30 protein-coding genes and 1 pseudogene are annotated in these 25,639 nt (G+C 64.5%); 21 read left to right on the top strand and 10 right to left on the bottom strand.

Annotated elements, in window-relative coordinates; genetic code table 11:
* Positions 1–266: 266 nt before the first annotated feature.
* From ACFVVI_RS06960 to ACFVVI_RS07020, 13 genes are all read left to right on the top strand, one after another.
* The gene (locus ACFVVI_RS06960) at positions 267–1,136 is read left to right on the top strand and encodes a hypothetical protein (RefSeq protein ID WP_387443857.1); all 870 of its coding nucleotides are present in this window, start codon (positions 267–269) and stop codon (positions 1,134–1,136) included.
* Entirely contained in the window at positions 1,133–2,875 is a 1,743-nt protein-coding gene (locus ACFVVI_RS06965; RefSeq protein WP_387443860.1) for an AMP-binding protein, read from the top strand. The genes ACFVVI_RS06960 and ACFVVI_RS06965 overlap by 4 nt, the downstream gene beginning before the upstream one ends.
* Before the next feature lie 16 nt (positions 2,876–2,891).
* Positions 2,892–4,313 (top strand): class I adenylate-forming enzyme family protein, encoded by a 1,422-nt coding sequence (locus tag ACFVVI_RS06970; RefSeq protein WP_387444488.1) that lies wholly within the window; start codon positions 2,892–2,894, stop codon positions 4,311–4,313.
* Complete coding sequence (locus ACFVVI_RS06975) at positions 4,310–5,488, top strand: hypothetical protein (protein ID WP_387443863.1); 1,179 nt, start codon at positions 4,310–4,312, stop codon at positions 5,486–5,488. The genes ACFVVI_RS06970 and ACFVVI_RS06975 overlap by 4 nt, the downstream gene beginning before the upstream one ends.
* Positions 5,485–5,763, top strand: a complete 279-nt coding sequence (locus ACFVVI_RS06980) for an acyl carrier protein (RefSeq protein ID WP_387443865.1) — start codon at positions 5,485–5,487, stop codon at positions 5,761–5,763. The genes ACFVVI_RS06975 and ACFVVI_RS06980 overlap by 4 nt, the downstream gene beginning before the upstream one ends.
* On the top strand, positions 5,750–6,898 hold the full coding sequence (locus tag ACFVVI_RS06985; RefSeq protein ID WP_387443868.1) for an acyl-CoA dehydrogenase family protein: 1,149 nt from the start codon (positions 5,750–5,752) through the stop codon (positions 6,896–6,898). Before ACFVVI_RS06980 ends, ACFVVI_RS06985 begins: the two co-directional genes overlap by 14 nt.
* A gap of 513 nt (positions 6,899–7,411) precedes the next feature.
* Positions 7,412–8,188: an enoyl-CoA hydratase/isomerase family protein gene (locus tag ACFVVI_RS06990; protein WP_387443871.1), complete on the top strand. Its 777-nt coding sequence runs from the start codon at positions 7,412–7,414 to the stop codon at positions 8,186–8,188.
* A complete protein-coding gene (locus ACFVVI_RS06995; RefSeq protein WP_387443874.1) occupies positions 8,185–8,670 on the top strand; it encodes a GNAT family N-acetyltransferase in 486 nt (161 codons plus the stop codon). The genes ACFVVI_RS06990 and ACFVVI_RS06995 overlap by 4 nt, the downstream gene beginning before the upstream one ends.
* Positions 8,671–8,767: 97 nt before the next feature.
* On the top strand, positions 8,768–9,271 hold the full coding sequence (locus ACFVVI_RS07000) for a flavin reductase family protein (protein WP_387443876.1): 504 nt from the start codon (positions 8,768–8,770) through the stop codon (positions 9,269–9,271).
* Between the two features lie 243 nt (positions 9,272–9,514).
* A complete protein-coding gene (locus ACFVVI_RS07005) occupies positions 9,515–10,210 on the top strand; it encodes a glycosyltransferase (RefSeq protein ID WP_387443879.1) in 696 nt (231 codons plus the stop codon).
* A 62-nt stretch (positions 10,211–10,272) separates the two neighbouring features.
* Positions 10,273–11,241, top strand: a complete 969-nt coding sequence (locus ACFVVI_RS07010) for an acyl-CoA dehydrogenase (RefSeq protein WP_387444491.1) — start codon at positions 10,273–10,275, stop codon at positions 11,239–11,241.
* The gene (locus tag ACFVVI_RS07015; RefSeq protein ID WP_387443882.1) at positions 11,223–11,975 is read left to right on the top strand and encodes a PIG-L deacetylase family protein; all 753 of its coding nucleotides are present in this window, start codon (positions 11,223–11,225) and stop codon (positions 11,973–11,975) included. Before ACFVVI_RS07010 ends, ACFVVI_RS07015 begins: the two co-directional genes overlap by 19 nt.
* A complete protein-coding gene (locus ACFVVI_RS07020) occupies positions 11,972–12,586 on the top strand; it encodes a class I SAM-dependent DNA methyltransferase (RefSeq protein ID WP_387443884.1) in 615 nt (204 codons plus the stop codon). Before ACFVVI_RS07015 ends, ACFVVI_RS07020 begins: the two co-directional genes overlap by 4 nt.
* A 227-nt stretch (positions 12,587–12,813) precedes the next feature.
* Here the strand turns inward: ACFVVI_RS07020 and ACFVVI_RS07025 are convergent, their stop codons facing one another.
* The 3 genes and pseudogenes from ACFVVI_RS07025 to ACFVVI_RS07035 all read right to left on the bottom strand — a co-directional run.
* Positions 12,814–13,050 carry a hypothetical protein gene (locus ACFVVI_RS07025; protein ID WP_387443886.1) on the bottom strand — a complete coding sequence of 79 codons (237 nt, stop codon included), beginning with the start codon at positions 13,048–13,050 and terminating at the stop codon, positions 12,814–12,816.
* A gap of 411 nt (positions 13,051–13,461) precedes the next feature.
* Positions 13,462–13,716, bottom strand: a complete 255-nt coding sequence (locus tag ACFVVI_RS07030) for a hypothetical protein (protein ID WP_387443888.1) — start codon at positions 13,714–13,716, stop codon at positions 13,462–13,464.
* 78 nt (positions 13,717–13,794) lie between these two features.
* Positions 13,795–14,178: pseudogene (locus tag ACFVVI_RS07035) on the bottom strand (flavin monoamine oxidase family protein); the annotation flags it as partial.
* 150 nt (positions 14,179–14,328) lie between these two features.
* On the opposite strand from ACFVVI_RS07035, the gene ACFVVI_RS07040 reads away from it, so the two are divergent.
* Positions 14,329–14,754, top strand: coding sequence for a hypothetical protein (locus ACFVVI_RS07040; protein ID WP_387443891.1), 426 nt, complete (start codon positions 14,329–14,331; stop codon positions 14,752–14,754).
* A 632-nt stretch (positions 14,755–15,386) separates the two neighbouring features.
* Here the strand turns inward: ACFVVI_RS07040 and ACFVVI_RS07045 are convergent.
* The gene (locus ACFVVI_RS07045; protein WP_387443893.1) at positions 15,387–15,851 is read right to left on the bottom strand and encodes a hypothetical protein; all 465 of its coding nucleotides are present in this window, start codon (positions 15,849–15,851) and stop codon (positions 15,387–15,389) included.
* 240 nt (positions 15,852–16,091) lie between these two features.
* On the bottom strand, positions 16,092–16,634 hold the full coding sequence (locus ACFVVI_RS07050; RefSeq protein WP_387443896.1) for a hypothetical protein: 543 nt from the start codon (positions 16,632–16,634) through the stop codon (positions 16,092–16,094).
* A gap of 329 nt (positions 16,635–16,963) precedes the next feature.
* Here ACFVVI_RS07050 and ACFVVI_RS07055 point away from each other — a divergent pair, with 329 nt between their 5' ends.
* Positions 16,964–17,317, top strand: coding sequence for a dihydrofolate reductase family protein (locus ACFVVI_RS07055; protein WP_387443900.1), 354 nt, complete (start codon positions 16,964–16,966; stop codon positions 17,315–17,317).
* 1,236 nt (positions 17,318–18,553) lie between these two features.
* Here the strand turns inward: ACFVVI_RS07055 and ACFVVI_RS07060 are convergent.
* The 4 genes from ACFVVI_RS07060 to ACFVVI_RS07075 form a co-directional block, all read right to left on the bottom strand.
* On the bottom strand, positions 18,554–19,357 hold the full coding sequence (locus tag ACFVVI_RS07060; protein ID WP_387443903.1) for a SigB/SigF/SigG family RNA polymerase sigma factor: 804 nt from the start codon (positions 19,355–19,357) through the stop codon (positions 18,554–18,556).
* 47 nt (positions 19,358–19,404) lie between these two features.
* Complete coding sequence (locus tag ACFVVI_RS07065; protein WP_387443905.1) at positions 19,405–19,605, bottom strand: hypothetical protein; 201 nt, start codon at positions 19,603–19,605, stop codon at positions 19,405–19,407.
* A 409-nt stretch (positions 19,606–20,014) separates the two neighbouring features.
* A complete protein-coding gene (locus ACFVVI_RS07070; RefSeq protein WP_387443908.1) occupies positions 20,015–20,146 on the bottom strand; it encodes a hypothetical protein in 132 nt (43 codons plus the stop codon).
* Positions 20,147–20,314: 168 nt separating this feature from the next.
* A complete protein-coding gene (locus ACFVVI_RS07075; protein WP_387443911.1) occupies positions 20,315–20,686 on the bottom strand; it encodes a cold-shock protein in 372 nt (123 codons plus the stop codon).
* 16 nt (positions 20,687–20,702) lie between these two features.
* Between ACFVVI_RS07075 and ACFVVI_RS07080 the strand changes: the two genes are divergently transcribed.
* Positions 20,703–20,855, top strand: coding sequence for a hypothetical protein (locus ACFVVI_RS07080; protein ID WP_387443913.1), 153 nt, complete (start codon positions 20,703–20,705; stop codon positions 20,853–20,855).
* Positions 20,856–21,334: 479 nt separating this feature from the next.
* On the opposite strand, the gene ACFVVI_RS07085 is transcribed toward ACFVVI_RS07080, so the two are convergent.
* Positions 21,335–21,781 (bottom strand): Hsp20/alpha crystallin family protein, encoded by a 447-nt coding sequence (locus ACFVVI_RS07085; protein WP_387443915.1) that lies wholly within the window; start codon positions 21,779–21,781, stop codon positions 21,335–21,337.
* Between the two features lie 112 nt (positions 21,782–21,893).
* On the opposite strand from ACFVVI_RS07085, the gene ACFVVI_RS07090 reads away from it, so the two are divergent.
* The 5 genes from ACFVVI_RS07090 to phoU all read left to right on the top strand — a co-directional run bounded on the left by ACFVVI_RS07090 (position 21,894) and on the right by phoU (position 25,548).
* Complete coding sequence (locus tag ACFVVI_RS07090) at positions 21,894–22,241, top strand: MerR family transcriptional regulator (protein ID WP_387443918.1); 348 nt, start codon at positions 21,894–21,896, stop codon at positions 22,239–22,241.
* A gap of 341 nt (positions 22,242–22,582) precedes the next feature.
* Positions 22,583–23,032 carry an STAS domain-containing protein gene (locus tag ACFVVI_RS07095; RefSeq protein WP_387443921.1) on the top strand — a complete coding sequence of 150 codons (450 nt, stop codon included), beginning with the start codon at positions 22,583–22,585 and terminating at the stop codon, positions 23,030–23,032.
* Between the two features lie 101 nt (positions 23,033–23,133).
* Positions 23,134–23,268 carry a hypothetical protein gene (locus ACFVVI_RS07100; RefSeq protein ID WP_387443924.1) on the top strand — a complete coding sequence of 45 codons (135 nt, stop codon included), beginning with the start codon at positions 23,134–23,136 and terminating at the stop codon, positions 23,266–23,268.
* Between the two features lie 298 nt (positions 23,269–23,566).
* Positions 23,567–24,763, top strand: a complete 1,197-nt coding sequence (locus ACFVVI_RS07105; RefSeq protein WP_387443926.1) for a zinc-dependent alcohol dehydrogenase — start codon at positions 23,567–23,569, stop codon at positions 24,761–24,763.
* Between the two features lie 110 nt (positions 24,764–24,873).
* The gene (gene phoU, locus ACFVVI_RS07110) at positions 24,874–25,548 is read left to right on the top strand and encodes a phosphate signaling complex protein PhoU (RefSeq protein ID WP_387443929.1); all 675 of its coding nucleotides are present in this window, start codon (positions 24,874–24,876) and stop codon (positions 25,546–25,548) included.
* The last annotated feature ends 91 nt before the right edge of the window (positions 25,549–25,639 follow it).

A 25,639-nucleotide genomic window follows, 5' to 3' on the forward strand; every position in this document is an offset into this window, starting at 1 on the left:
TCCTGTGCCTGCGATTCGAGCGTCAGCATCGATGCCGATGCTCTCGCGGGACCAATGCTCCGCTATTCGAGCACGGTGAGCGCGAAGAGTTCAATGGGGCCGGTATCGCCTAGTTCGAAACTCTGGATAAATCTGCTCGACCATTGCGTATTTCATTCGGCAGGGAAACCGTAGCTGCTTTCTTTGCTGGTGCAATTTTACTGGCGTGGGGACGAATTGTTTTCGCGCGCCGTCTAGAAATGCCAATCGCTATCCTGGGGGTGGTTATGACCGTCTTTGCTGATCGATTTCCGAGTTTGAATACGTCGGCAGATGAGATCGTGAACGAATTGCTCACCGTGGCGCCGTACGACTACGACTGTGTGGTCGGCAACGTCGCCGCCCTGCTCGGCCTGCATCGTTATGACCCCGATCGGGTTCTCGGCAGCGCGTTCTGTGCCGGGCCGGCCCCTGACGCGCAGGGGGTGCCTTCCTTCGGTCACCTCGGCGCTCGCCAGCTCGAACGAGCGGTCCACACAGGGTCTCTGCGTTATCGAGAGTTCGACGCTGATGGGGATCTCGTGCCGTCCATCCCTTACATGGCCATCGGGGACGCGTTCGATATGGCGTGGACCCCCTATCGCGGCCGCAAACACATCGAGCACGGGTTCCTTGTACTCGGTGCAGATCTGGCTTTCGACGCCTACCGCACCATCACCGAATTCGGTGAGGCGGTTCCCACGGCAATCACCGGCCGCGATCTACGGGCCGTCTCGGTGCAGCGGCGGATGAACCTTCTAATCGGTGACGTCGCAGCCGATTTCATCGCTGACCCGGTCGCTTACCGCGATCATGACGCCGCCTCCCGATACAGTCGGCTGCTGCACAAGCAGATGCTGTCGCTAGAGCAGCTGGCGCTCGACACCTGGCTGGTGGCCCGTGCGCGTCGGGTCAATGCGCGCTACCGCAATTCTTACGACGGCCGACTCGGAGAGGAGCTGTCTTCCTCTGGGGAGGCATGGACCAGAGCGTCCGAACTGGTGTATATGGCGCTGCGGCGATCTCGTCGCGGGCGGCCTGTTCCCCTCACCTACGTCGATGCGATCGACGCCGCGCTGGCCATCGATACCGACGTTGCCGGGCGGTGGTCGCAATGACGACGGCAATCGACGAGCTGCTGGCCGGGCTCGCGTCCTTTGATACGCGACCAGCGATCGAGTCGCCGGACCGGTTGATCGACTACGCCGAGCTCATTGATGAGGTCGACGCGCTTGCTGATCGGCTCCGCCTCGAAGCCGGTGCTGTTGCCGGGAGCCGGGTATTGATTTCCACCCACCATTCGGCGGGCACGGTGATCGCGATGTTGGCCTGCGCGCGTGCACATTTGACCTATGTTCCGGTCCCGTCCGAGATACCGGCGGCGAGACTGGCCCATATCCGCGATGTCGTTCAACCGGTCGCACACCTTGAAGACAGCGCGCACGCTCTGGTGGTCGAGAAGCTGGAGCGGTCGGGCAGTTACGGGATCCCGCGCAATGCGCGGATGCCGGCGGTGGTGCCGTTGGCGGTTCTGCACACCTCGGGGTCGACGGGTACCCCGAAGTCGGTGCTGATCGCCCACGAGAATCTCGACCACTTCCTGCGGTGGTGCCAGGCCGCGTTGCCTCTCGACGGCGGCGACCGGGTAGCGCTGTTGTCGCCGCTGCATTTCGATCTGTGCACCCACGACATCTTCCACGGCCTCGGATCGGGCGCGACGCTGGTCCTTCCGTCGGATTTCACCCGGACCAGCCCGCAGGCGGCGAGTGCGTTCATCGATTCAACAGCCACCACCAGCGCGTATATGGTCCCGACCTTTTTGGAACGGGTGGCGCAGTCGGCCCTGCGGAGCGGAACGGATGCGCGGAGCATTCGCAGAGTCATGTTCGCCGGGGAAAGGCTGACCAATCGGGGGCGGCGCCTGGTGGAAAAGGCATATCCGGATGCGGAGCTGCACAACCTGTACGGCCCAATCGAGACCAATGTCATCACAGCCGTGAGACTCGATCGCGACCATAGACACAACAGCTCCGAGGTGGGGTCCGCCCTGCCCGGCGTGACCTTGCGGGTACGGCCTCCCGGAGGAACGCTCGCCGAAAGCGGACGCGGCGAGTTGGTGGCCGCCGGAACGGCGGTGACGCCTGGATACCTCGACTCCCACCAGAATGCTCAGCGACTTTTCGACGCCGAGGGTCAGCGGTGGTACCGCACCGGAGACGAGGCGACCCTGTCCGGGGGATCAGTGTATCTGCACGGGCGTATGGACAACATGGTGAAGATCCGTGGCCAACGCGTCGAATTGGAGGAAATCGAGACGACCATCGACGGACTGCACACGGTCGAGAAGGCCGCAGTGATCGTGGGAACGTCCGGTGACAGCGTCGACGCCTACATCGAGGTCGCTACCTCAGCGAGCGCAGCCGAACCCGGGCAGATCCAGGTTCAGATCGTGGAATACTGCAGGAAGCTGCTGCCGTCGGTAGCGGTCCCCGGTTCGGTCCGCGTCCTGCCGGAGATGCCGGTGACCGCGACAGGAAAAGTCGATCGGCAAGCGTTGAAGGCGCTACGGGCACAATCGACGCCGCACCTGCCAGAAGGTTCCGCGCGGCCGTCGCGGACGACGAGTCCCGCGCAGTTGATCGCCCACCATCTGGCACAACACCTCGGCAGCGCACCGGCGGAGCTCAAAGCCCTTCGTGCGTTACGCGATCATCCCCGCTTCAACTCGATGGTCGCTGCCCAATGCATCGAGGCCGTGGAAGACCACCTCGGTCGGGCCGCCGACTACGACAAATTCACCGATAAGTCCTTGGAGACAATCGCATCGATGGGAGAGCTCTTTGCCCACCACGACTGACACACAGCCGTTCGGGGTGTTCAGCAACCTGCTGCGTCGTGCACCGGCGACGTTCGGAATCCGCGACGAGCAGGGGCGGTGGAGCGCACAGGACATCGACCGCCGGGCCGGTGTGGTCGAAGCCGCGCTGACCGAGGCCGCGGTCGGACCGGGCGACCGAGTGATCGCCGTTATTGGACGCACGGCGCGAGATGTCGCGACTCTGATCGGGATCCAGCGCAGAGGAGCGATTGTCGTCCCCGCTGACGAGGCTATGCCGCTTCGCCGCCGCCAAGCCATTGCCCAGGACTGTGGCGCACGATTCGAGGTCTCCGCCCGCGAAGCTGATCTCGAGATCACGACGCTGCCCGTGGCCTCTCCGGACGAAGGCGGTACACATACCGATTTCGCCGGCAGCCTACTGATCTACACCTCCGGCAGCTCCGGGACACCCAAAGGCATTCTGTGCCCGACGGACTCGATCGCGTTTGCGGTGCACGCGATCTCGGCTTGTCTGCAGTACCGGCCCCGCGATGTCATCGCGCAACCGCTGCCGCTGACCTTCGACTACGGCCTCTATCAGGTGTGGCTGGCGATGACAGCGGGCGCAACAGTGCGGCTCTACCCAGAGGGCGCGGCCGGGCCTTCGCTGATCGGGCGATTAGAACGCGATGATGTGACAGTCCTACCGAGCATGCCGGTGTTGTCGGAATCCCTGGTCCGGGTCGCCGATCGCCGCGGACGTCACCTGGCGGGACTGCGGCTGATCACCTCGACCGGTGGGGCCTGCTCACCTGCTCAGGTCGCCGGGCTACGACGACTGGCCCCGCATGCGCACGTCGTGCCCATGTACGGGCTCACCGAGTGCAAACGTGCGACCATCTCGAGTCTGGATCCCAACCAGGTCGATGACACATCGAGTGGTGTTGCACTGCCGGGCACCGACATTCGCATACATGCCGCTGGCGAAGATCTCCCGCCGGACAGGGTAGGGGAGATTCACGTCGGCGGCCCGCACGTCATGGCGGGCTACTGGCCCCTTACCGATCCGGTGCTCAACGAGCGATTCTACCGAGATGCGCTCGGTACCGCCTGGGTAGCAACAGGCGACTCGGGATTCCTCGACCAAGCAGGCAACCTACACGTCGAGGGCCGACTCGACGACGGCTTCAAGGCCAACGGGTACCGCACCAGCGCTACGGAGGTCGAAACCGCGCTACGTGCGATCGACGGCGTCGATGAAGGGTGTGTTCTTCCCCCGAAAGGCGATACGCCCTATACGGCAGCCTATGCCGGTGCCTTGCCGGAGAACGAGGTTCGTGCGCGGCTCGTCGACCTGCTCGAGATAGCCAAGCACCCCACAGTCTTGGTCGCCTTGCCGGAGATACCACTCAACGCCAACGGAAAAATCGACAAGCGGGCGGTCGCCCTACTGCTGGAAGGCGGGCAACATCGGTGAACACCGACGCGAGCAAGTACGTCTACGAGTTGGCCGTCGTCTCCGACGCGATCGCCGCGCTACGCGATCAGCTACCGGGTGGATCGATGCTGTTGTACTCGATGAAAGCCAACCCGCACCCACGCATCGTCGAGCATGCCGCACGAGAGCAAACCGGGCTGGAAGTGAGTTCCGAAGGCGAGCTCGCCATCGCCGTCGCCACCCGCCGCCGTCGTGAACACGATGTCGAGATCGTTTGCACGGGACCGGGAAAGTCCACCGCGTATCTTGAGGCGGCCGCCTCGGCACGGGCGATCATCAGCATCGAAACCGCCACCGAGATCCAGCGGATGCGCGAACTCGGAATCCGCGGCCAAAACATCCTCGTGCGCATCAACGCCAGCTCGGCCGGCCAGCGCGCTGGGCTGCAGATGACCGGAACACCTTCACAGTTCGGCATCGACGAGGAGCAGGCCGAAACGGTCGTACGGGAGGTCATCGACGCCGGGCACAACTTCCGCGGCGTGCACCTGTACATGGGCAGCAACATTGTCAGTGAGGACGATCTAGTCGGCCAATTCAAAATCTCCACCCGCATCGCCGAGAAATTCGCGGACTTCGCCTCCGGGGAGTTCCTCGCCGATCTCGGGGGCGGGTTCGGGCATCCGTTCGCGGTTGCGGGGGAGCGCCCCCGATGGCCGGGGCTACGCTCTCGGCTCGAAGCGATGACCGAGACGCTGCGTGCCCGATCGGCCAAGGTGACCTTCGAATCCGGTCGCTACATCGCCGGCGGATGCGGCCAGTTGAACGCGGTCGTGCTCGACGTCAAGCGGTCGAAGGGCCAGAAATTCGTGGTCCTGTCCTCCGGCGTCAATCATCTCGGCGGACTCTCCGGCCTGCGCCGACTGCCGCAGGCGCACATCGACATCGCCACGGACGGGTTGGCCGAAGTCCCCGAGCCCGAGCGAATCGTCGGCCCGCTGTGCACCCCGGTCGACATCCTCAACAAGCAATCGCCGACCGAACTATCCGTGGGCGACACCGTCACCATCCCCAACGTCGGGGCATACGGGCTGAGCGCCTCGCTCGCGAATTTTCTCGGTCACCCGTATCCGGCCGAAGAGGTCCGGCTCGACGGACGACTCATCACCACCACCTACTCCCAGGTGGTCCACAAGGAGGTAGCACCCGCATGAGCCCGACCAACGACACCATGCCCAGCACCGACAGCATCGCTCCCGTAGTCATCGACGCTGTCCGCGCGGAGGTGCCCTCCCTTCCGGTCGACGTATCACCCGACGCCCAGCTGGCCACCTACGGGCTCAACTCGATGAAGGTCGTCGAGGTTCTGTTCGCCCTCGAGGACGCCTTCGGTATCGCCATCGATGAGGACGACATCGGCGAGGAAACCTTCGAGTCGGTCGGGTCGATCGTGAGCTTTCTGACCGAGGAGAAGCATGTTGCTCAGTGACGAATGCCGCGACATCCTGATCGACGCCGTCGACCAGGCCGAACACGAGGCACGATTCCCGAGCAAAGCGCTCGCGATCGCCCGCGAAACCGGACTGCTCTCCGTCCGCCTCGACACCGACGACCCAGACCACAACCCCCGCGACATTCGCCCCCTCGTCGAGTCGGTGTACGAAGCCGGCCGTGTCTCTGCTGCGCTCGGAACGATCGTGAGCATGCACCTGCAGCAAGCACACGTGATCGCACTGCACGGCACTGACAAGCTCAAAGCAACCCTGAGATCAGCGCTGGCGAGCGGTGAGCACTACATCGGATCGGTCACCACTGAGCGCAATTCCGGTGGCGCGCTACGGGAGTCCGATTCGGTGATCACCCGCCGAGGTGATCTGGTGGATCTGGACCGTGATGCCCCGATTGTCACTGGTGGCGAGGTGTGCGACTCGTTCCTGGTGAAGGTATCCGAGCCCGACGGGCGACCGTCGCTGGTCCACGTTCCCCGAGAAGACGCTCGGGTCGACATCGGCGGCTCGTCATGGGATCCGATGGGGATGCGCGAAAGCGCGTCGGTGGCGCTCCGTCTGCGCAGCACCGTCCCCGACTGGCGGGTGGTGGGACGTGCGGGAGAATTCGACCGAATCGTCAGTGACTCCTTCGGCGTTTTCGCCCACATCGGCTGGGCTGCTGCATGGCTCGGCACGGCCACCGAATGTGGAAACCGTCTGGTCCGCGCGATCAGGGAAACCCCGCGACTGCGCGGCAAGATCACCGACAGCGATGTCATGCTCACTCGGCTATCGTCCGTCCACAGCGCCCTCGATGTGGTCCGCCGGGCGCTGGAGGCGCTCGTCGCCGACTACGCGAATGAACGATCCGGCAACGAGTTCGCGATTCGTACCAACGAACTCAAACTGATCGCCTCGACCCACTGCTTCGACGCCGTCGACACGATGGTCGAAATCGGTGGCCTGCCACTGGGCTACATGCGTAACCCGCAGACCAGGATCGAGCGGGCCTTCCGCGACCTGCGCAGCGCGAGCCTGAACTTTTCGAATGATCGGCTCTCGGTAAGTAACGGCAAGCTGATCTTGCGGGCGGGCTTCGGCCGATCCCCTTTCGGCGAGTCGCAGCGGCAGTGACGCCCACAGTCGTACGGGTCACGGTGGCACAACGCCGTGCAGCCGACAGTGAGTCGAGCGCCGCGGTCCGGCGAATATTGCGCCGACATGCCGAGTTTCACGGGATCTCAGATCGTGACGAGGTGCTCAATCAAACGAGCGGAGCCCCGTACTGCACCTTGTCTGGGGCGCACGTTTCGCTCTCTCACGACGAAGATTGGTTGGCAGCGGCGACCAGTACTGCACCGATCGGTGTCGATGTTCAGCGGGCCATCGATGTCTCACCGCGCTTCATCCGCCGCCTCGGCTGCGTCTCGACAACCGACGCCGCCGCGTCATGGTGCGTCCGCGAGGCCATCGCGAAGGTGCGAGGCAAAGGACTCGCGGACGCGCCGTGGCGGTACGACCTGCACACCAACCAACGACACGGCCGGTTCCACGAAGTGTTCTGGCTGTGCATACCGCTTCGCAACACCACGTTCCTGGCCGCGGCGAGTACTCGACCGTGTGCCCTGTTGCTTCAGGAGGTGCCTCATGACGACATCCGCTCCGGCGGCACGCATATCCCCGGACCTGATCACCAGCGAGATCCGCGACCGTATTGCCTGGATCCTCTTTGACGGGACACGCGCCTTCGACGGTGCGTTCTGGTCTGGATTGTCGGCCGAACTCCACAAGGTCGGCGTCCTCGACATCGATTGCATGGCCCTATACGGCGGCACCAACTTCGCGGTCGGCAACAACCTGGCCTGGCTGTCGGCAGCAGTCGGTCGTGCGGCCCGCCGCAGTGGCCCCGATGCTGCGCTTGTCGAGGCGAGCGGATCGATGCGCGAGGCGGCACGGACGCTGAACAACTACCCGGTAGTGACCGTCGCAGTACTGGCCGGCGATGTCATCGGAGCAGGTGCCGAACTTGCCGCACTCACCGATCTGAGGGCGGCGACCGGCCCGCTGGTTCTGGCGCTGCCCGAACCGCAGCTCGGTGTGGTCCCCGACATCGCTCCGCCGGCTCTGCTGGAGACCGTGCTGGGCGCGAGTCTGACCCGGCGACTACTAGTCAGCGGAGAATCGGTGCCTCTCGATTCCACGGAAGCCGACGCATTCATCGACCACTGGTGTGACGGTGTTCAAGCAGTCCAAATCGAACTCTGCGAGCGCTCCTCCTGCTTCCCACGGGATGCCGTTCTGCGCGCACTGCGCCGCGCGGCGTGGCGCAACGACCAGTTGGCCTCGGCTGCGGCAATGAACGCGGAGCTGATCGGTCCAGCTGGCTTCCGGGCCTCGCTCGAGCGCTACGCGGAGTCGAAGTGAGCGCGGACCTGGTGGTGCGCCACCCCCTTATGTCCGACGCGCTCGACATGTACCGCCTCATTTATCAAAGCCCGGGCTTGGACGCCAACTCGTCGTATCTTTACGCCCTGCTGTGCAGGGATTTCGCCCGCACTTCCGCAGTAGCTACCGAAGGCGACACCCTCGTCGGGGTGCTGACCGGCTACATCCGACCAGGCAGTCCAAATACCTACTTCGCGTGGCAGACCGCTATCGCCCCAGAAGCAACTCGCGCCGACATTGCGGTGCGGATGTATGACCTCGTACTGGCCGACGCCGTCGACGGGGCGATCGAAGCACTCGAGATGTCGGTCGATGCGAGCAACCGCGCGATCAAACTGCTGATTTCCCGCCTCGCCAAACGCTACGACGCGACTCGGTCATCCGAACCGTTGTTCTCCTCAGAGGACCTCGGCGGTGGGCACTATCCCGAAATCTTGCATGTACTCAACCTGCGCCATTGACGTTTCCAGAGAACCACACCCTCGGTCTATTCGGAAAGGTCTGGACGTATGAAGGGCAATGACGATCTCCGGGCACCTACTCAAGGAGAATTTCTGAATGATCAACCTGGATGAACTGATTTCCGATCCAGCGCAGTTGCGCCAGGCCTTTCAGTGCTTCCCGTCCGGAGTAGCGGCGATATGCGCAACAGTAGATGGAGAACCGGCCGGTATGGCCGCTAGCACTTTCACCGCAGTATCGATAAGACCGCCTCTGGTATCGGTGTGTATCCAGGACTCCTCGTCCACATGGCCACGACTGCGACAGTGCCCGCGATTGGGTCTGAGCATCCTGGCCGAAGGACACGATGGGGCCTGCCTGAGCTTGTCTCGCAAGAATGAGGACCGATTCAGGGGAGTGGAATGGGAGTCGTGTCCAGATGGCAGTGTTTTCATTCACGATTCGGCCCTGTGGCTCGATTGTGAATTCTACGAGGAGGTCCCAGCAGGAGACCACGCGATCGTTCTGCTGAGAATTCAGAGGCTACGCCCCAACCCGGGCGTCGCACCCTTGGTGTACCACGGCAGTCGTTTTCGGCGGCTCGATCTTGTGGCGTCGTGACTACCACGCGGCGCCTGCACGAGCCGAACAGCGTCGGTGTTGACTCCCGCCTGCGGGTCAGGTGGTGGAGGAGAGGCCAAGGTCGGTCACCTTGTAGGAGACGGTGACGGGGACGGTTGGCGTCACGGTGCAGGCAGGCGCCTTTCGACGCAGGTTGAGACGCCTCGTGGCTGTTTGCCCTCTGTAAAGGCGGGTAGGCGTACCTCATGAATCAGTCGTTGGTGACGATGTGCCGTGCAGGTCATGATCGGTGAGATCGACAGGGTCGTCGTGGTGGTTCCGGCCCGGAACGAGGAACGGCTGCTTCCTCGATGTCTTGCGGCTATGGACCGTGCCGTGAGTCGCTTGGATGTTCCGGTTCGTGTCCAGCTCGTGCTCGATGCCTGCACCGATGGCTCAGCGAAGGTCGTTTCGACAGTCGAGGTACTGACGGTCAGCGAGCGCAACGTCGGGGCCGCGCGGCGGCGAGGCTTCGAGCACGCGGGTGCGGAGTGTGATGCCAGAACCTGGTTTGCGACCACCGACGCCGACTCCGAGGTCGAAGAATCCTGGTTGTCCGCCCAGCTCGAATACGCGCGAAGGGGTTTCGAGGTGGTGGCGGGCATGGTGGCGGTGCGACAATGGGACGGGCACTCGGCGCAGACGCGACGGATGTACGAGCGTCAGTACCGCAGCCACGGGCCGGACGGTCACGGTCATCTCCATGGCGCCGCGCTCGGTTTCCGGGCCGACGCGTACTGGGGAATCGGCGGTTTCCGCGCGCTGCGCACCGGCGAGGACGTGGATCTGGTCGTTCGGATGCTGGCCGGCGGGGCCCGGATCGCTTGGGCAGAGGACGTGCGAGTGACCACCTCTGCCCGGCGAAGAGGTCGGGCCCCACACGGATTCGCCGAGCATCTACGCACGCTGGGACGTGACGAGCCGCAGGAGGTCTCGTGACCTCCGTGGACGGTCCAGTCGTCAACGCACACGTGGCAGCCGCGCCGCGGATCACGGCGGCGATGAATTCGCTCGCGAGCTCGGGACGGTTGGATCTCCCGTTGCCGGGCTCGGGACGAACTCTCGAGCGATGGTGTGCCATGGCCGAAATAGCCTATGAGGACACAGTTCTCGGCCGACTGGCGGAGGCTCACGCCGACGCCGTAGCGATCATCGCTGAGCTCGGTGATGGTCGCGTGGATGCCACGGGCAGTCCGGTGGCAGCGCCCGGCGAGATCTGGGGCGTATGGGCCGCGGAAGCGCCTTCCGCTGTGCTGCGAGCGCGCGAGGTCTCCGGTGGTTGGCTGCTGGACGGGCGCAAGCTGTGGTGCTCAGGGGCGAGCATATGCACGCACGCGCTGGTCACGGCCCTCGCGGGCGAGCAGAGAGCCTTGTTCGCGGTGCCGCTCGACCGTGCAGTCGCCCACCCGGTTCCCGGAACCTGGTCTGCGGTCGGGATGAGCGAATCCGACTCCGGTGCTGTGGATTTCGACAACGCCCCAGCGAGGATGCTCGGAATCCCGGGCGAGTACCTGAGCCGTCCCGGATTCTGGCACGGTGCCATCGGCGTCGCCGCATGCTGGTACGGGAGCGCGTGCGCGGTCGCCGAAGCGCTGCATCGGTACGCGGCCGCCGGACATGCAGACGATCACGCGCTTGCCCACCTCGGCGCGGTCACCGCGGCGTTGTCCGCCGGTCGCGCCAGCCTCTCTGTCGCCGCCCATACGGTCGATGCCGATCCACGTGATGCTGCCGGGATGGGTCGAGTCCGCGCCCGCAGCGTGCGTGCGGTGATCGAACAGGCTGCGACCGAGACCTTGGACAGGGTCGGGCGCGCGCTCGGCGCGGGGCCGCTGTGCGGCGACAGCGTCCATGCTCGCCGTGTCGCCGACCTGACCGTGTACCTGCGCCAGAGCCATGCTGAACGTGATCTGGCCGCCCTCGGCCGTGACCAGGCGGAAAAGGAGTTCTCATGGTTGCCCAGCCGCTGATCGACACGGGATGTCCCGGAGCAAGCGAGGGTGTCTGGGCGAGGTGGCGGGCGAGCCGGCCCGAACTTCGGATCGACGACTGGCGGCACCTCGTCGTCGTCGCGCCGCATCCCGACGACGAGGTACTCGGAGCGGGCGGGCTCATCGCGCGGCTGCGGTCTGCCGACATCCCGGTCACGCTGATCGCGGTCACCGATGGTGAAGCCTCGCATCCGGGCTCACCCACCCATACCCCTGGTGAGCTGGCAGCGCTGCGAATCCAGGAATCGCACAACGCAGCCTACGAACTCGCCATCGGAGCGCCGATGCGGCTCGGTATGTCCGATGGCGGTATCGCGGAGCAGGAGGCGGAGCTCACCGATCTGCTCACCTACGTCCTGGCCCGCCTCGGTGGGCCAGGAGTGCGGTGCGCGGCCACCTGGCGCCACGACGGTCACCCCGACCACGAAGCGGTCGGCCGCGCGGCCGCCGCTGCCTGTGCGAACACCGTCACCGCGCTGGTCGAGTACCCGGTGTGGATGTGGCACTGGGGCAATCCGGAGCATCCGAGAGTGAGCCCGGAGAGCGCCTTCGCGTTGCCGCTGTTGCCGTCGGCGGTCGCGGCCAAGGCACGGGCGATGGCGCAACATCGCACCCAGATCCGCCCGCTGTCGGGTCATCCGGCTGACCGTCCTGTCCTGCCCGCGCATGTCCTTCAGCGGTTCACCACACCGGACGAGGTCTTCTTCCAGTGAACGAAAAGCCCATGCCGCCGGGCTATTTCGATCGGATGTATGCCCACGACGAGGACCCATGGCGCTTCACCACCCGCTGGTACGAGCGGCGCAAACGCGCGTTGACGACCGCTATGTTGCCGCGGGCGCACTACCGAAGGGGGTTCGAACCCGGATGCTCCATCGGTGTGCTCACCGAGGAGCTCGCCGAGCGCTGCGATCACCTGGTAAGTACCGATATCGCAGAGCGCGCCCTCGTCGCCGCGCGGTCGCGCCTCGTCGGCGCACCGGTGGAGTTCCGGCTGTGGGGCCTGGGTCAGCCTTGGCAGACAGAGATTTTCGACCTCATTGTGTTGAGCGAAGTCTGCTACTACCTCGATACAACGGGTCTGCGGGACGTCTTCGAGCAAGTCGTGGCGCACCTCGAGCCAGGGGGCACACTGCTGTGCGTGCACTGGCGCCACGTCGTGGAGGACTACCCGCTGACCGGCGACGAAGTCCACGCACTTGCCCAGCAGACCGTAGGCCTGTCGGCCTCGGCTCATTACCACGACGAAGACTTGCTCATCGACGTGTTCGCGGCGTCGATGCGAGTTCCCCCTTCGGTGGCCGAGGTCGAGGGCCTCGTCTGAGGTTCTGAGGGGCACTGCAGCGCAGATGAGCTCCGCCGTACACGGATTCGCCCACGGCGCTCTCGGGGCAATGGACGCAGTCGGTGGTTGGCCACCCTCATTGCCATTCGATCCGACAGTGAGCTTTCCCCAGCTGTCCGATGGCGGTGGTGACGAATGAACAGCTGTCGTCACGTCGGCGCCGTACGCGGATGGACGGGGGAGCAAGAACGCCGATGGGGCGGACACTATGCGCGCAGTTCGCTGACGACCTCGGTGTCGCGCAACGCCTCGGCGACCACCTCCAACCGCCACTGTGCTTGCAAGGACAGCCCAGCAGCGCAGGTGCACAGCCGACGTAGCCCGGGATCCTGCAAGCGAACAACGAGGCGGTTGTCCGGCGAAATATTCGCGACACCGGATTCGGTGTCGCTGGCTTTCGTGGTCTGCTGGCTGGGTTGCTGCGGTGGGGTCGAAAACTGCACGGCGGCTCCTGGTGTGTGCATCCTCACGGCGCGTCGCAGCGCCGCCCGAGAGGCAGCGTACGAGTGTCGGCGCTGCCGATTTGAGAGTCACGGCATGACCCAGCCTCGAATTCCCCTTTCCCGCAGTATCAAACAGGTGAGCACGCTGTTCGGTTCCTCTTCCTGCGGAGCTGCGCCCGGCGGGGCGGACAGGCCCAGGACGGCCATACCGGTTTCGCGATTGCTGTTAGGGCGGCGACTCGAGGCGGGCTGCAGTTCTCGCAGGAACTGAATCGTCTCGAACAAGTGCCTCGTCCTTCGACCCGATCACGGCCTCGACGGTTGTGCGGTCGACCAAGTATATGGCGGCATCCTAAAGCGCCCGGCCGACAAGGGGATTGGATACCACTTCAGGGTGCTGCTGCAGCCGAATCACGGGTGGCCCCCCGGCTGCGGATCGATGGGATCCCAGTCGGGGAGCGGAGTGGCACCGGCGTCGTGCCGAGCCTGCAGGACAGCGCCGCCCAGCTCGTCGTATTCAGCGGCTCGATCATCGAGGTTGTCGCGACCGAGGAAGCCATCGTCAATTCGATGGTCGCGGCCACGACCGTGGTGGTGTGCGACGGCGTCACCGCCCACGCCCTGGACCACCAGCTGCTGTGGCCGCGCTCGCGGGCTGAAGCGCACCGACCAGGAACGCCCCTGTCGGTCGAATATGCCACCGGTAGGGGCTGTAGAGGCGCAGACCTCGATTTCGCAACCAGCTCAGGCGAGTTCGGCAAGAACTTCCGTGGCCGCGCGGACACCGGACCGGATCGCACCGTCCATGTAGCCATTCCAGATTTCGGACGTCTCCGCACCCGCCCAGTGGATCCGGCCGATCGGGGCGGCCAGTGCGGCGCCGTACTGGGTCCAGACACCGGCGCCCAGGCGGCCGCCGTAACAACCACGAGTGAACTCCTCGGCCGACCAGTCCTGCTCCACGAGGTCGAACGGGTGCGCGGCCTGCGGACCGAAGTAGCGCACCAGCGCGGAGACGACCAGGTCGCGGCGCTCGGCGGCGGTTAGCAGGATAGCTTTGCGGGCATGTTTGCCTTCGAAGAAGCCGACCAGTACGCCGCAGGATCCGTCGGCCGGTAACCTCGGCAGTTTGGGAAAGCGGTTCTTAGACATCGCAATCCACCTGCGTCCGAGAACTGCCTCCACGACACGCGGGATATTGCCTCTTTGGCGACGTCTCGATTCGCGGCCGACCCGACTGGCCGACAACTCAACATTCAGGATTGAGGAGTGTCTTCAATGGCGAACGACGAAACCTTCGAGGCCGGATCCGTCGCTCCGGTCGGTGCCGAACGCTCCGCGGGTGTTGTGCGGATCGTTCGGGGAATCGCTGGTCTCAGGGTTCTGTTGGGTCTGGTTCTACTCATCTTTCTCATCGGTGGGTTCTCGCCCGGCACGGGAGCCGCGACGGCGATCCTGGTCGTCTTGGGTGTCGCGTTCGTGGTGCACGGTGCTATCAGCTGGATCCTGGCGAAGTCGGCTAGCGATTCGATCGCGATCATTTCGATCTGTGTCGACTCGTTCGTCGTCGTCGCGGGTCTGACCGCACTATTGCTGGCCTGGGAGAAACTGAGTCTCGCGGGCGCAATGGTTCTGCTCGGCGGCATCGTATTCGCGGCTCTCGACGCTCTCGTCCTCGCGGTGGTCCGCACCTGGCCCAATTAACCATCTCTGTAGTGTGGGGATCGCGCGCCGTGAGCGGCATTGGCATCCCGTCGTCGGGGCGAGGGGCGGTGGCGTCTGCCTCGGCTAGCTAGCACCACATACTGCGGTTGCGGGCTCCGTGGATCCACCGGTAGGTCGGTAGAGGGCGCAGTCGCCGATTCCGTAGCTGTTTTGAGGCGGACTTTGGGAGGGCGTCACTTCCGCGAGTTCCGCATGGTGGCACCAACCTTGATTCTGTACAGATGTCGCTGCGACGCCGATTCGAAGCAGCCCTACCCGATCGCGATGTTCTCAACGAACAAACTTGCGGCCATGAGCGAGGGCTCCACTGCGCGTTCGCGCCATCGGTCAGGCCCCGAGGCTGTCCGAACGGTCGTTCCCGTAGTCGGCCCGAACTTGCTCATTGCGCTGCAGCTCTTTCGGCAGCGCGCGCCCGGCCTATACGGATCGGGCACAAGTCTATCGGTAGGTCTCATGGGCCGGGAAGAAGGGGCACCCGCGCTGAACCCGCAGCGGCCTACTAATCGTCGTGAAGAACGTCATTCACCGGTACCGGCAGCCACAACACCGTGCGACTACGCGCCATAGGTACACGGCGACGGCGTAACGCTTCTCGAGTCGGTCTAGCGGTACTAAATGACGCTGGTCAGGCCATCCGACCCGCTGAGTGTGATGGCAGATATCGGCTGCTGGTCGACCTTGAATCTCACCTTCCCGCCCTTGGATGTCCCGATACCATCTCCGACAGGTTTGGCGTCCAGGCCCTGTGAAGCTGATTCCCCGACTACGCAACCGGCCTGTGTGACCGCGACGAAATTGTCGGCTCCTCGCCGGAACTCACCCTCAGCGTTGGTGACCAGAATGTAGACCTCAACATAGGTGCCCTTTGGCGTGTCCGCAACGGCAACCGGGGTGATCTCATCGAATACCCTTATGTCGGCCCTGCCAGCGCCATCGACGACATCGTTGGACATCCTCCCGAGCTGCACGACCTGGGGCTCTGTCGGATCGCTGAATCGGGTCCCGCCATCGGAGCACCCCGAGATTGCAACAATAGCGACAGCGGCAAGGCTGGCAGCCAATAGTAACTTGATCACTTCACGGCCTCCGGCAGCGTGCGGTTCTTGAGCCCTGATCCATCAGACACCTGATGGTACGGGTTCAATCCCGCAGATATCGGCCGCGAACAGTCAGCCTGACCGGCCACCACGGATTCTCGCCTGAGTCACTCGCGATCCTTACCAGGATCGCAGAATGGCTGCGCTGGAACGAGTTTGATTTCGGACCGCAGTCGTGATCGATGCGGCACAGGGACAACGTGCGCTGAGAGGGCAGCGTTAGCGGGGCCCGGAGGACATCGCGGTGATCAGGCGAGCCAGAGCGACAGCGGATTCGCCCGCAGTACTGATCGAGGCCCACGAGGTCGGCCTCGCAGCGACGGTGCGGGCGACGCGATGTAAATCGCGTGCCAGCGGGCGGAGCTGGGCTTCGATACCTGGGATATTGGGGCCCAGTCGTGGCAGTGCCGGGTCCGGCGCTAGGGCGAGCGGATCGGGTATCACGGCAGGGTGGTGAGTTGGCACCGACTCGGCAATCGCCTCGGCGAGATCAGCGGACAGCATCTGGCAGCGTGCGGCCAGGACTGGGTATGCCGGCGGTACATGTAGCGCGTGATCGGTGATGGCTCGAGCCGCGGTCGCGATCGCGATGACCGCGTCGCGGCAATACATCAGAGTCACGACCGGCGAGGCGGTTTCGGCGACCGTAGCCAGGTGCTCGCGAGTACGGCATAGCGCGGCAACGACTCCGCCTGGATCGAAGCAGCCCAGATCGGGCAGCGGCTGGGTCTCGGGAGTCGGATTCGAAGAATCGCAGCGCATGTCGGCGAGAGTAAACCGCGTGACAGGTCGCCAGATGCCGACATGCCGCTCTAAGTTGCGCGAGAGGTGGCCCTGGGTGCGCCGGTCGCTGACGGCATATCGACCGCCGAGATCAACAGGTTCTTGTCGATGAGCGAGGTTCCATGGGTGGCGACCAAGAGTTCGCGCCGAGGTCGGTATTGCCCTAACCGATTCGCAGGACGCTGACTGCCGGGCCAACCGCGTTCGGAACGCCTTCGCACTGACTGTGGGCGCAGACGCGCTACTGCTGGGTCGGTTGAACTACGAAGGAATGGCCGCGGCCTGGCCGAATATGGGTGGTAATCCCTATGCCGACCACGTCAATGCCATCACCAAATTACGTCGTCGCGTCCGAACCTGTGGATACCACCGCATGCGGTCCCGCCGTGATTATCGGTCGCGACGAGTTGATCGGCGCCGTCACCGACCTCAAGAGCCAGGACGATAAGAACATCCTCATCTGGGGCGCCGGCCAACTCACCGACGTCCTCAGTGCGGCGGGGCTGCTCGACGAATATCAGATCTCGATCGTCCCGGTCATCAAGGGTGACGGAGAATCGCTGTTCCGGCAGGCGAGCGCCGCCACCTTGGAACTGACCGACTCGAAGACCTTCGGTATCGGCGCGGTCCTGCTGACATACCGCCCTGTTCATCAGAACTGACAAATCGCTATCCGATCATCCGGAGGAAACCATGAACAACGAAGTCGCGCAATACATCAACAACGCGCTGCCGTGGCAAGTCGGCGTATGTGAACAGCTGCGAACCGTGATCCATATCGAGGTGGCGCGATGGCTGTCTGCTCGTTCGCTCCGATGGCTACCGTGCCCAATGGGATGGGCGCAAGCATTGGCCTGCTGTGCGTGGTCTCAGTGGTATTGCGGAAGCCGCGGTGCTGTCGCCACGACCGTCGGAACGGCGGAGAGCGGGTCCCATCGGTCAGTGGCGGCTGGGACGCTGCGGCCATGTAGGTGAGCGGGCGCGGACAAGCGCCCCACAGAAACCCCACACTTCTGACCGGAATCAATGGGAACTGATACGAATCGATGAGAACGGTCGGTTCGCGAAAATACTTGGTGCTGAGCACTATTGGGTGCTTATGGGTAGCGTCCGGACAACTGGAACGCGCGCCAGGTGGTCGCAGGTTCGAATCCTGTCATGCCTGAAGGGGCAACCCATTTGAGATGGGTCAGCGCTGTTGTCGACCAGCATGCTGAACGGGAGCGCTCCTGATCGTCCCGCCCGAAGCTGTGTAAGCGCTCGGGTTGTTCGTCGCGGCGGCGTGTGGAGGCGGTATGAGGTTTCATCCTCTGTCCACGCCGTGGGATCGACATCTGTTGTTGCGGGGTTCGGCTATGGCGGCCTGTTCGCGAGGTTGGTGAGGAGATGCAGCAATGCGCGAGCCGCGGCGGGTGTGAGGTCGGGCGGATTTGTCGAAAGGATGACTTCGAGCTCTGCCGGTTGAGTGCTGGCGTCCCGGCGGGTGGCGTGCGTCGGTGGAGAGTTCTGGGGCCGGTCCGGTTTCTGCATTGGGTCCACCTTCGGAAGTGTCCTCGCGGACAGACGTCAGGAGCACGAGCAGGGCAGAGTCAGCCCCCTTCGGCCTTTCCTAGCGAAGTCGATCCACCATGCGCCCGATCACAGCCCATCCATATCTACGGCGACCACCACAGCAGGCTCGGGCGCTGGCCGCCCCCGACCAGCATTTGAGCCTGCCTTTTCGCTGAAGGGCCGTCGCAGGGTTGTGAGCGCTACGGAAACCGGTCCTTCACCCAGGATTCGACGGCCCGACCTGTGCGGATGGCCTCGCCCGGTCGGTCGGGCCAAGCGGCAATCCGAGGAGCGGTTGAAGGTAGCCGGGCTGCGAAGAGCGCAGACAGGCAGGCGAAGGTGAGAATTCAGGCCGCGACCACAGCGCGGTCATCGGTGGTCTGCGCGCGCAGATCACCCAGCAGTCTGCTGAGCATGCGAGACACGCTCATCTGGGAGACACCGAGGCGTTCGGCGATCTCACCTTGGGTGAGTGTGTCGTAGAACCGCCAGATCAACAGTTGCTGATCCTCGGCCGACAACTGCGCCAGCAAGGGTGCGACGGTGATCGTGTCCTCGGTCAGTTCGAAGCGGAGGTCTTCGTCGCCGAAGGTCTCGGCGATCGTCATGCCGGGATCGCCGTCGGTCTCCCGGGCGGGGGTGTCGAGGCTGCGCGTCTGGAACGCGTTGGCCGCCACCAGGGTCCGGGTGATATCGGTGACCGGGACGTCGAGTTCGGTGGCGAGTTCTTGGGCGGTGGGGGAGCGTTGGAGTCGACGGGTCAACTCGTCGGTCGTCACCCGGACTTTGCCCTGTAGCTCCTTTTCGCGACGCGGTACGTGTAACGGCCAGATGTGGTCGCGGAAGTGTCTGCGCACTTCACCCATGATGGTGGGGACCGCGAAACCCAGGAACGGCGATCCGGTGGTCAAGTCGTAGCGGTCGACTGCCATGACCACGCCCAGCCGCGCGGTCTGGAGCAGATCCTCGAACACTTCACCGCGACCGGCGTATTTGCGAGCGATGTGCTCGGCGAGCGGGAGACAGACCTCGATGATCTGATCGCGCAGCGCAGCGTGATCGGGGCTGTGGGGGTCGGTCAGCGCCAGGTGCGCGAACAAGGGTTCGGCGTTTTCGTAGGTAGGGAGGGCGGCGGTGGTGGTGGTGGGCATGGGAGATCAGCTCCTGGCGTTCGTAAAGCTCAACGGGGGGAGGTGAGTTAGATACCGTCGAGGCCCAGCATTTTGGAGGACATCGTCATCGCCGCACCGAGGCTGAGGGCGCCGGCGAAGGCGACGGTCAGCGTCCCGGTCAGGGCGGTCAGATTCAGCAGAAAGAACACACAGGTCGCCAACACGAGAGTGGTGCTGGTCAGATCCATGCTCGGCGTACTCGGAACCCGATTACGTGAGTTGGTCATGAGAGAAGGGTTCACCGTCGAGCAGGCGAATAAACCGGAAGCGGTCGCCGATGTTGGATACGCGGCAGTTTCAGCCTTCGGGGTTGAGACGCCTACCTCAGAGGAAGATGGTTCACATCTGACCCGAGACGATGGCGTACTACCTCGTTTCGAGAGGGTGAAGATGGGCCGGTGCGAAGAGCCAAAGCTGCGCGGATAACGCGTTTGCCAGCGCGATTAGGCCAGCCCGGTCAGGGGCCGGGGCAGCGCGCCGCGCGTTCACAGGCGGTCGTTATTCGAAGGGCGAGCGCGCTCTCGTTGGAGCAGGGGTCAGGCTGTTCGCTGTGATGGCCGCAGGGACGTAGCGGCGGGCATGACTGGTGCGGGCTGGTCGGCGGACTACGGCGGTGGCGCAGTTCCCACCAGTAGCTCAGCGCCACTGTGCCCAGGCCGCTGTGACCACGGCGCACGACAGCCCGGTCACGCCCTCGATGACGGCCAGTGCGGTGCTCATGCCCGCCTCCGGTATGAGGACGGTGTGGGCATGGGTGCGGGTCTTCACCGGGGGTCTTGCGGGTCCGCGGTGGGACGCCATCCGTGATTTCGGTCCACCAGGCATCGAGGGGGCTGGGCTCGGGCCAGCAGATGGCGACAGAATCGGTGGAGTCCACGGTGGGGGCGATGTGTTGGGACATGGGGTGCCCCTGGCAGGGCATGGCCGGGGTTTGGTTCAGGCTGCGTGGCGGTGGCATCGGATCCGTGACCGCGGTCGGAAACATGCTTTCGTGTCGGGGGTCGTCCGGTCGTAGGTCAGTACTCGGGTGGCTTCGGGGCCGCGGCCGGTGTCGGTATTGGTGAACACGACCCGTTGGCCGGGGTGCAGGATTTTGTAGCCGGGGGTTTCGATGGCGGTGTAGTCGCAGAACACCGGCTGACCGGCGTCGTCGGGGTACAGGAACCCGAGGCCCTTCTGTGTGTCGAACCAGTCGACCTGCCCCGGTGCCCATGCCGGGGCCGGGCCACCACGATGGATCGTGTCGGGGGTGGAGTCGGTGGTGAGTGGGTCAGTAGGCCAGCAGTGAGGGGTCGTCATCGTCGGCATAGGGGGTGCTCCATGCTTGCTCGAAACGGTCGGCTGGGTCAGCGGAGTCGAGTCCGGCCGGCCCGGGTGCATCTGGCTGCACGGCGTCAAAGTCTGGGCCCAGGTCGAGGTCGGCATCGTCGGCGAAGGTGTCCTGCTCGACGCGGTCGGCCTCGGACGCAGTCGGTAATACGGTCTTGCCGGTCCTCCTCGAAACAGGCTGGTGTGGGATGGAATCGGTGGCCGGGCAGCTGCCCGGCCACCGGGACCGAAGGGAAACTTGTCAGCTCACTGGAAGAGTCGATGTCAGGAATCTGTCGATTGCGCATCACCTCGCTTCGCGAACCTGGGATCGGTACAGGGGTAGCGCAGCCGCGCCGTCGCCACGGAGGGCTGCGCTGAGTCGGTGCCCACCACGGCGCCATCGGCCGGGTGGGCAGCGGGTAGGCCCGCGTTCGTATTCGCCGTAGCGCCCGGTACCGGTCGGGCTTGTCACCGTCGGGGCGGGCAGGCGGTCGCGGTGGTGGGGTGATCCCGGCGAAGACGGCCTCGATCTCGGCGATCGGGTCGGCGTAGTCGGGATCCAGCGCCGCCAGCTCGGCGTCGTCGCACCAGCGAGCTGTCGTGGTGTCGGTGATCGAGGCAGGCATCGTCGACCTCCCGCCGCGCTCAGGCGTCGATGGCTTGGCGTTCTTGGTCGTGGCGGGCGATGTCGATCTTGCGGGGCTTGGCCTTCTCTGCCACCGGGATGACCAGGCGCAGCACCCCGTCGCGGTAGTCGGCGCGGATGGCATCGGTGTCGAGGTTCTCGCCTAAAAACAGTTGCCGACTGAATACGCCACGAATGCGTTCGGCCGCGATCATCGACCTACTCGACTCGAGATCCGGTCGTGACGCGCGCACGGTCACCACGTTGCGCTCGACATCCAAATCCAGCGATTTCGCGTCGATGCCCGGAAGGTCGAGTTCGACGAAGAACTCGTCACCGTCGCGCCAGGCGTCCATCGGCATCGCCGCCGGCCGGGCCGGTGTTCCGAACATCTGCTGGGTCAGACGATCCAGATCCCGGATCGGATCGGTACGCATCAGCATGGTCGACACCTCCACCACTCCCATCTTGGTAGATTCTCAGCCAGATAACTTGTGTCATCTGACATAGATATTGTTTAGCACTCAAATCAGGAGAGTGCAAGTGGTTGCTATCAGATAATCTGGGTGCAGACACGGAATGCGAGGTGAGGAACAGTTGGATCCACAACACGAGCCCCTGCCGGCGGCCGGGCGGGGGGTGTACGCGATCTCGGTGGCCGCGGAGCTGGCCGGGATCGGCGTTCAGACCTTGCGCCTGTATGAACAGCACGGCCTGCTTACGCCTGTTCGCAGTGCCGGAGGCACTCGTCGCTACAGCGGTGCCGACCTCACCCGCCTGGCGCGCATCAGTGCCCTCACCGGCGAGGGTGTCAACCTGGCCGCGGTGGCTCGCATCCTCGAACTCGAAGACACCGTCGCACGGCTGCGCGAACAACTCGACACCGCCTTGCAGGCACCGCATCCATCAATTGCCGAGCGGGCCTGACGGGCCGTTTCCGGGCGCAACCAAAGGCATTGGTACACCAGCGCGGTCGGCGACCGGCTCACCGATTTCGGTGGTACGTGGGTCGGCACGATCGACTCCTGGGCCGGGATCTGCGAGGCCGCCGACGGTGAGGTCGAGATCGCGACCTCACCGTCCCTGCTGGTGTTCGGCAGACGGTCGTTTTCGAACGGGCCAGTGCTCGGCGATGGCACCGACTGCGTCACGGAGGTGGCGGAAACCGCGGTGCCGTGCTGAGATGGGTTATCGGCTGGTGTTGAACTGCCAGGATCGGCTGTGCAATGTCGAAGCGTGCTGATGCTTCGAAGATGCGAGGGCTTTCGATGCAGCCTCCCCATTACCGCGGTGACCTGTTCCCTCCCGTCGCCGGTGAACCCGCAGACCTCTGCGAACGACTACACGCCAACCTCGTCCTGCGCGCCGACGCCGCGATACTGCACGTCTACGGCGAAGCCGACGCCTACACCCAGCCTCGATGGCGCCGCATACTCGACATCGCCATCACCGAAGCCGCCGACAGCGGCCACCTCGTCATCAACCTGAGCTCGACCCGGTTCATCGGCTGCCGACCGATCCTGGACCTGGCCGACCGTGCCCAGCAGGGTCTGACTCGCGGCGTACAGGTCAGCGTGTTCAACCCGTTCCCCAACGTCGTCGACCGCGTCGTCACGGTCGCGGGGCTGACCGAGTGGCTACCCGTTCACACCACGCTGGACCAAGCCCTGTCGGCCGCACCCGCCCGCGTGGTCGTGTCGGTGCTCGGTTCGCGTTGACGCTCCTCGAACGTGCCGCTGAATCCTGCAGGAATTCAACGCATTCGAGGTAGCAGCTCATGTATCACGATCTCGACCCCCGACTCAGCGAACCCCGGGAAATGGACACTTCACCGGCGCGCTGGCCCGACCCGAGCCCGCTGCAAGCCTGGTGGAAGGACATCATGGCCGGCGGACTGCCCGTACAGCCTACTCGAATCCCCGGGCAGCAGGCACGACGGCTGCGCACGGCCTGAACACACCCGCCGAATGGGGACGGGACCGCAACCGCAGGTTTGCCGGGGGTTAGCCTGATCTTGTGGGTCTGGTGGTGCCAGCACCGATGCTGGCCAAACCCGGACGGCCCCCGCGGCCGCCAGACGGCTGGTACGTGGAAAGCACCAACTGACTGAAATTTCCCGCATACCCCACCGGGCATCACTCAATCCGGGCGAACCGGGTCGTGGGTCCTGATTGGTCTCGCGAAGACCGGGTAGGCGCCACCTATCGAAGGTTTCGACATCGAGCGTTCGCAGACGACCAGGAGAGGCAGTAATGAAGGCCGTCACTTGGCAAGGCAAACGGAAAGTCGCCGTGGACACGGTGCCCGATCCCGAAATCGAGGCCCCCACCGACGCCATCATCCGCGTCACCTCCACCGCGATCTGCGGCTCGGATCTGCATCTGTACGAGGTACTGGGCGCCTACATGAGCGAAGGCGACATACTCGGACACGAACCGATCGGCATCGTCGAGGAAGTCGGGTCGGCGATCACCGATCTCGCTGTCGGCGATCGCATCGTGGTCCCGTTTCAGATCAGTTGTGGTCGCTGTTATATGTGTGACCACGGTCTGATGACTCAGTGCGAGACAACTCAAGTGCGCGACCAAGGCAGCGGTGCGGCACTGTTCGGCTACTCCAAGCTCTACGGTCAGGTCCCGGGCGGTCAGGCAGAATACCTGCGAATACCGCACGCGGACTTCACCCACATCAAAGTCCCCTCGGGGTCCGACGACACCCGATTTCTCTACCTGTCCGACGTGCTGCCCACCGCATGGCAGGCCGTCGAGTACGCCCAGGTGACCGAGGGCGGCTCGCTCACTGTGCTGGGTCTGGGCCCGATCGGCGATATGGCCTGCCGGATCGCCGCGCAGCGCGGCCTGAAGATCTTCGGTGTCGACCGAGTGCCCGAACGGCTCGCTCGCGCAGCAAGTTTCGGAGTCGAGACCATCGATCTGGATGCTGCCGACGGTAAGGTCGCCGACATCATCCGCGACGCCACACAGGGGCGCGGCACTGACGCGGTGATCGATGCGGTCGGTATGGAAGCCCACGGTTCCCCGATTGCGGCCACCGCGCAATGGTCGGCGTCGCTCTTACCGGACGCATTGGCGGAAAAGCTGATGAACACCGCGGGTGTGGACCGGTTGGCGGCGCTGCAGCTGGCTGTCGACATCGTCCGGCGGGGTGGCACGATATCGCTGGTCGGTGTCTATGGCGGCATGCTCGATCCACTACCGATGCGAGTCCTGTTCGACAAACAGATCCAGCTCCGTATGGGTCAGGCCAATGTCAAGCGATGGGCAGACCAGATCATGCCGCTGCTGACCAAAGACGACCCGCTCGGGGTGGAAAGTTTCGCCACCCACCGGCTTCCGCTCGCGTCCGCGCCCGAGGCGTACGAGATGTTCCAGCACAAGACCGACGGGGCCGTCAAAATAGTCCTCGACCCCGCCGCTCAGCTGAGCTGAGTGGAGGAGTTTTTGCGCCATACACCGGTGTCGTCAGCTAATGGCGCGGTCGTTGAACGGCTGCGGACAAGATCTGGGTGCCACGCGAGCTGAAGGGCAATAATGAGGTCATGCGGACGCGCTTCCATGAGGACCTCGAGCAGCTCGCACACCAGCTACACACGATGTGTCTGCATGATCGTGCGGCTATCGCGGCCGCGACAGGCGGATTGCTTCACGCCGATCTGGAACAGTGCGAGCGGGCCATCGAGATCTGTCAGGAACTCGACATTCTGCGTGATCAATGCGAACACACCACCATGGCGCTATTGGCATTGCAGTCTCCGGTGGCCGGCGAGCTCCGCAAAGTCGTCACCGCGATCCAGCTGGTCACCAACCTGCACAGAATGGGCGCCCTGACCGAGCACATCGCCGACATCGCGCGCCGTCGCCATCCCGAGCACGCGGTCCCCGCATCCATGGTCCCGATCATGGCTCGCATGGGCGCGGCGGCAGTAGCGATGGCGACGGCGGCCGCCGCGGTCCTGGCCTCCGGCGATCCCGACGACGCCGCCCAAATCGAAGCACAGGACGACACGATGGACCGGTTGCACCGCGAACTGCTGGCCGCGGTACTCGACGGCGATGAGCACGCCAGCAAGGCGATGGTTGTAGACGTGACATTGCTGGGCCGCTACTACGAGCGATTCGCCGACCACACCGTGGAAGTCGGCCGCCGAACGATCTTCATGGCCACCGGCTCGACGCCCGAGGAGTGGGCCGCTGCCCAACCCCACGGCCGGTAAGACCGCTGATCGGACCGGGCAGAACTAGGCGCGATCGAAGCTTCGGCCGGGACCCACCGCATTCAGCAGAGCGTCGATGCGGTTCGAGTCG

The sequence above is a fragment of the Nocardia sp. NPDC058114 genome (assembly GCF_042884695.1).
Classification (GTDB): Bacteria; Actinomycetota; Actinomycetes; order Mycobacteriales; family Mycobacteriaceae; genus Nocardia.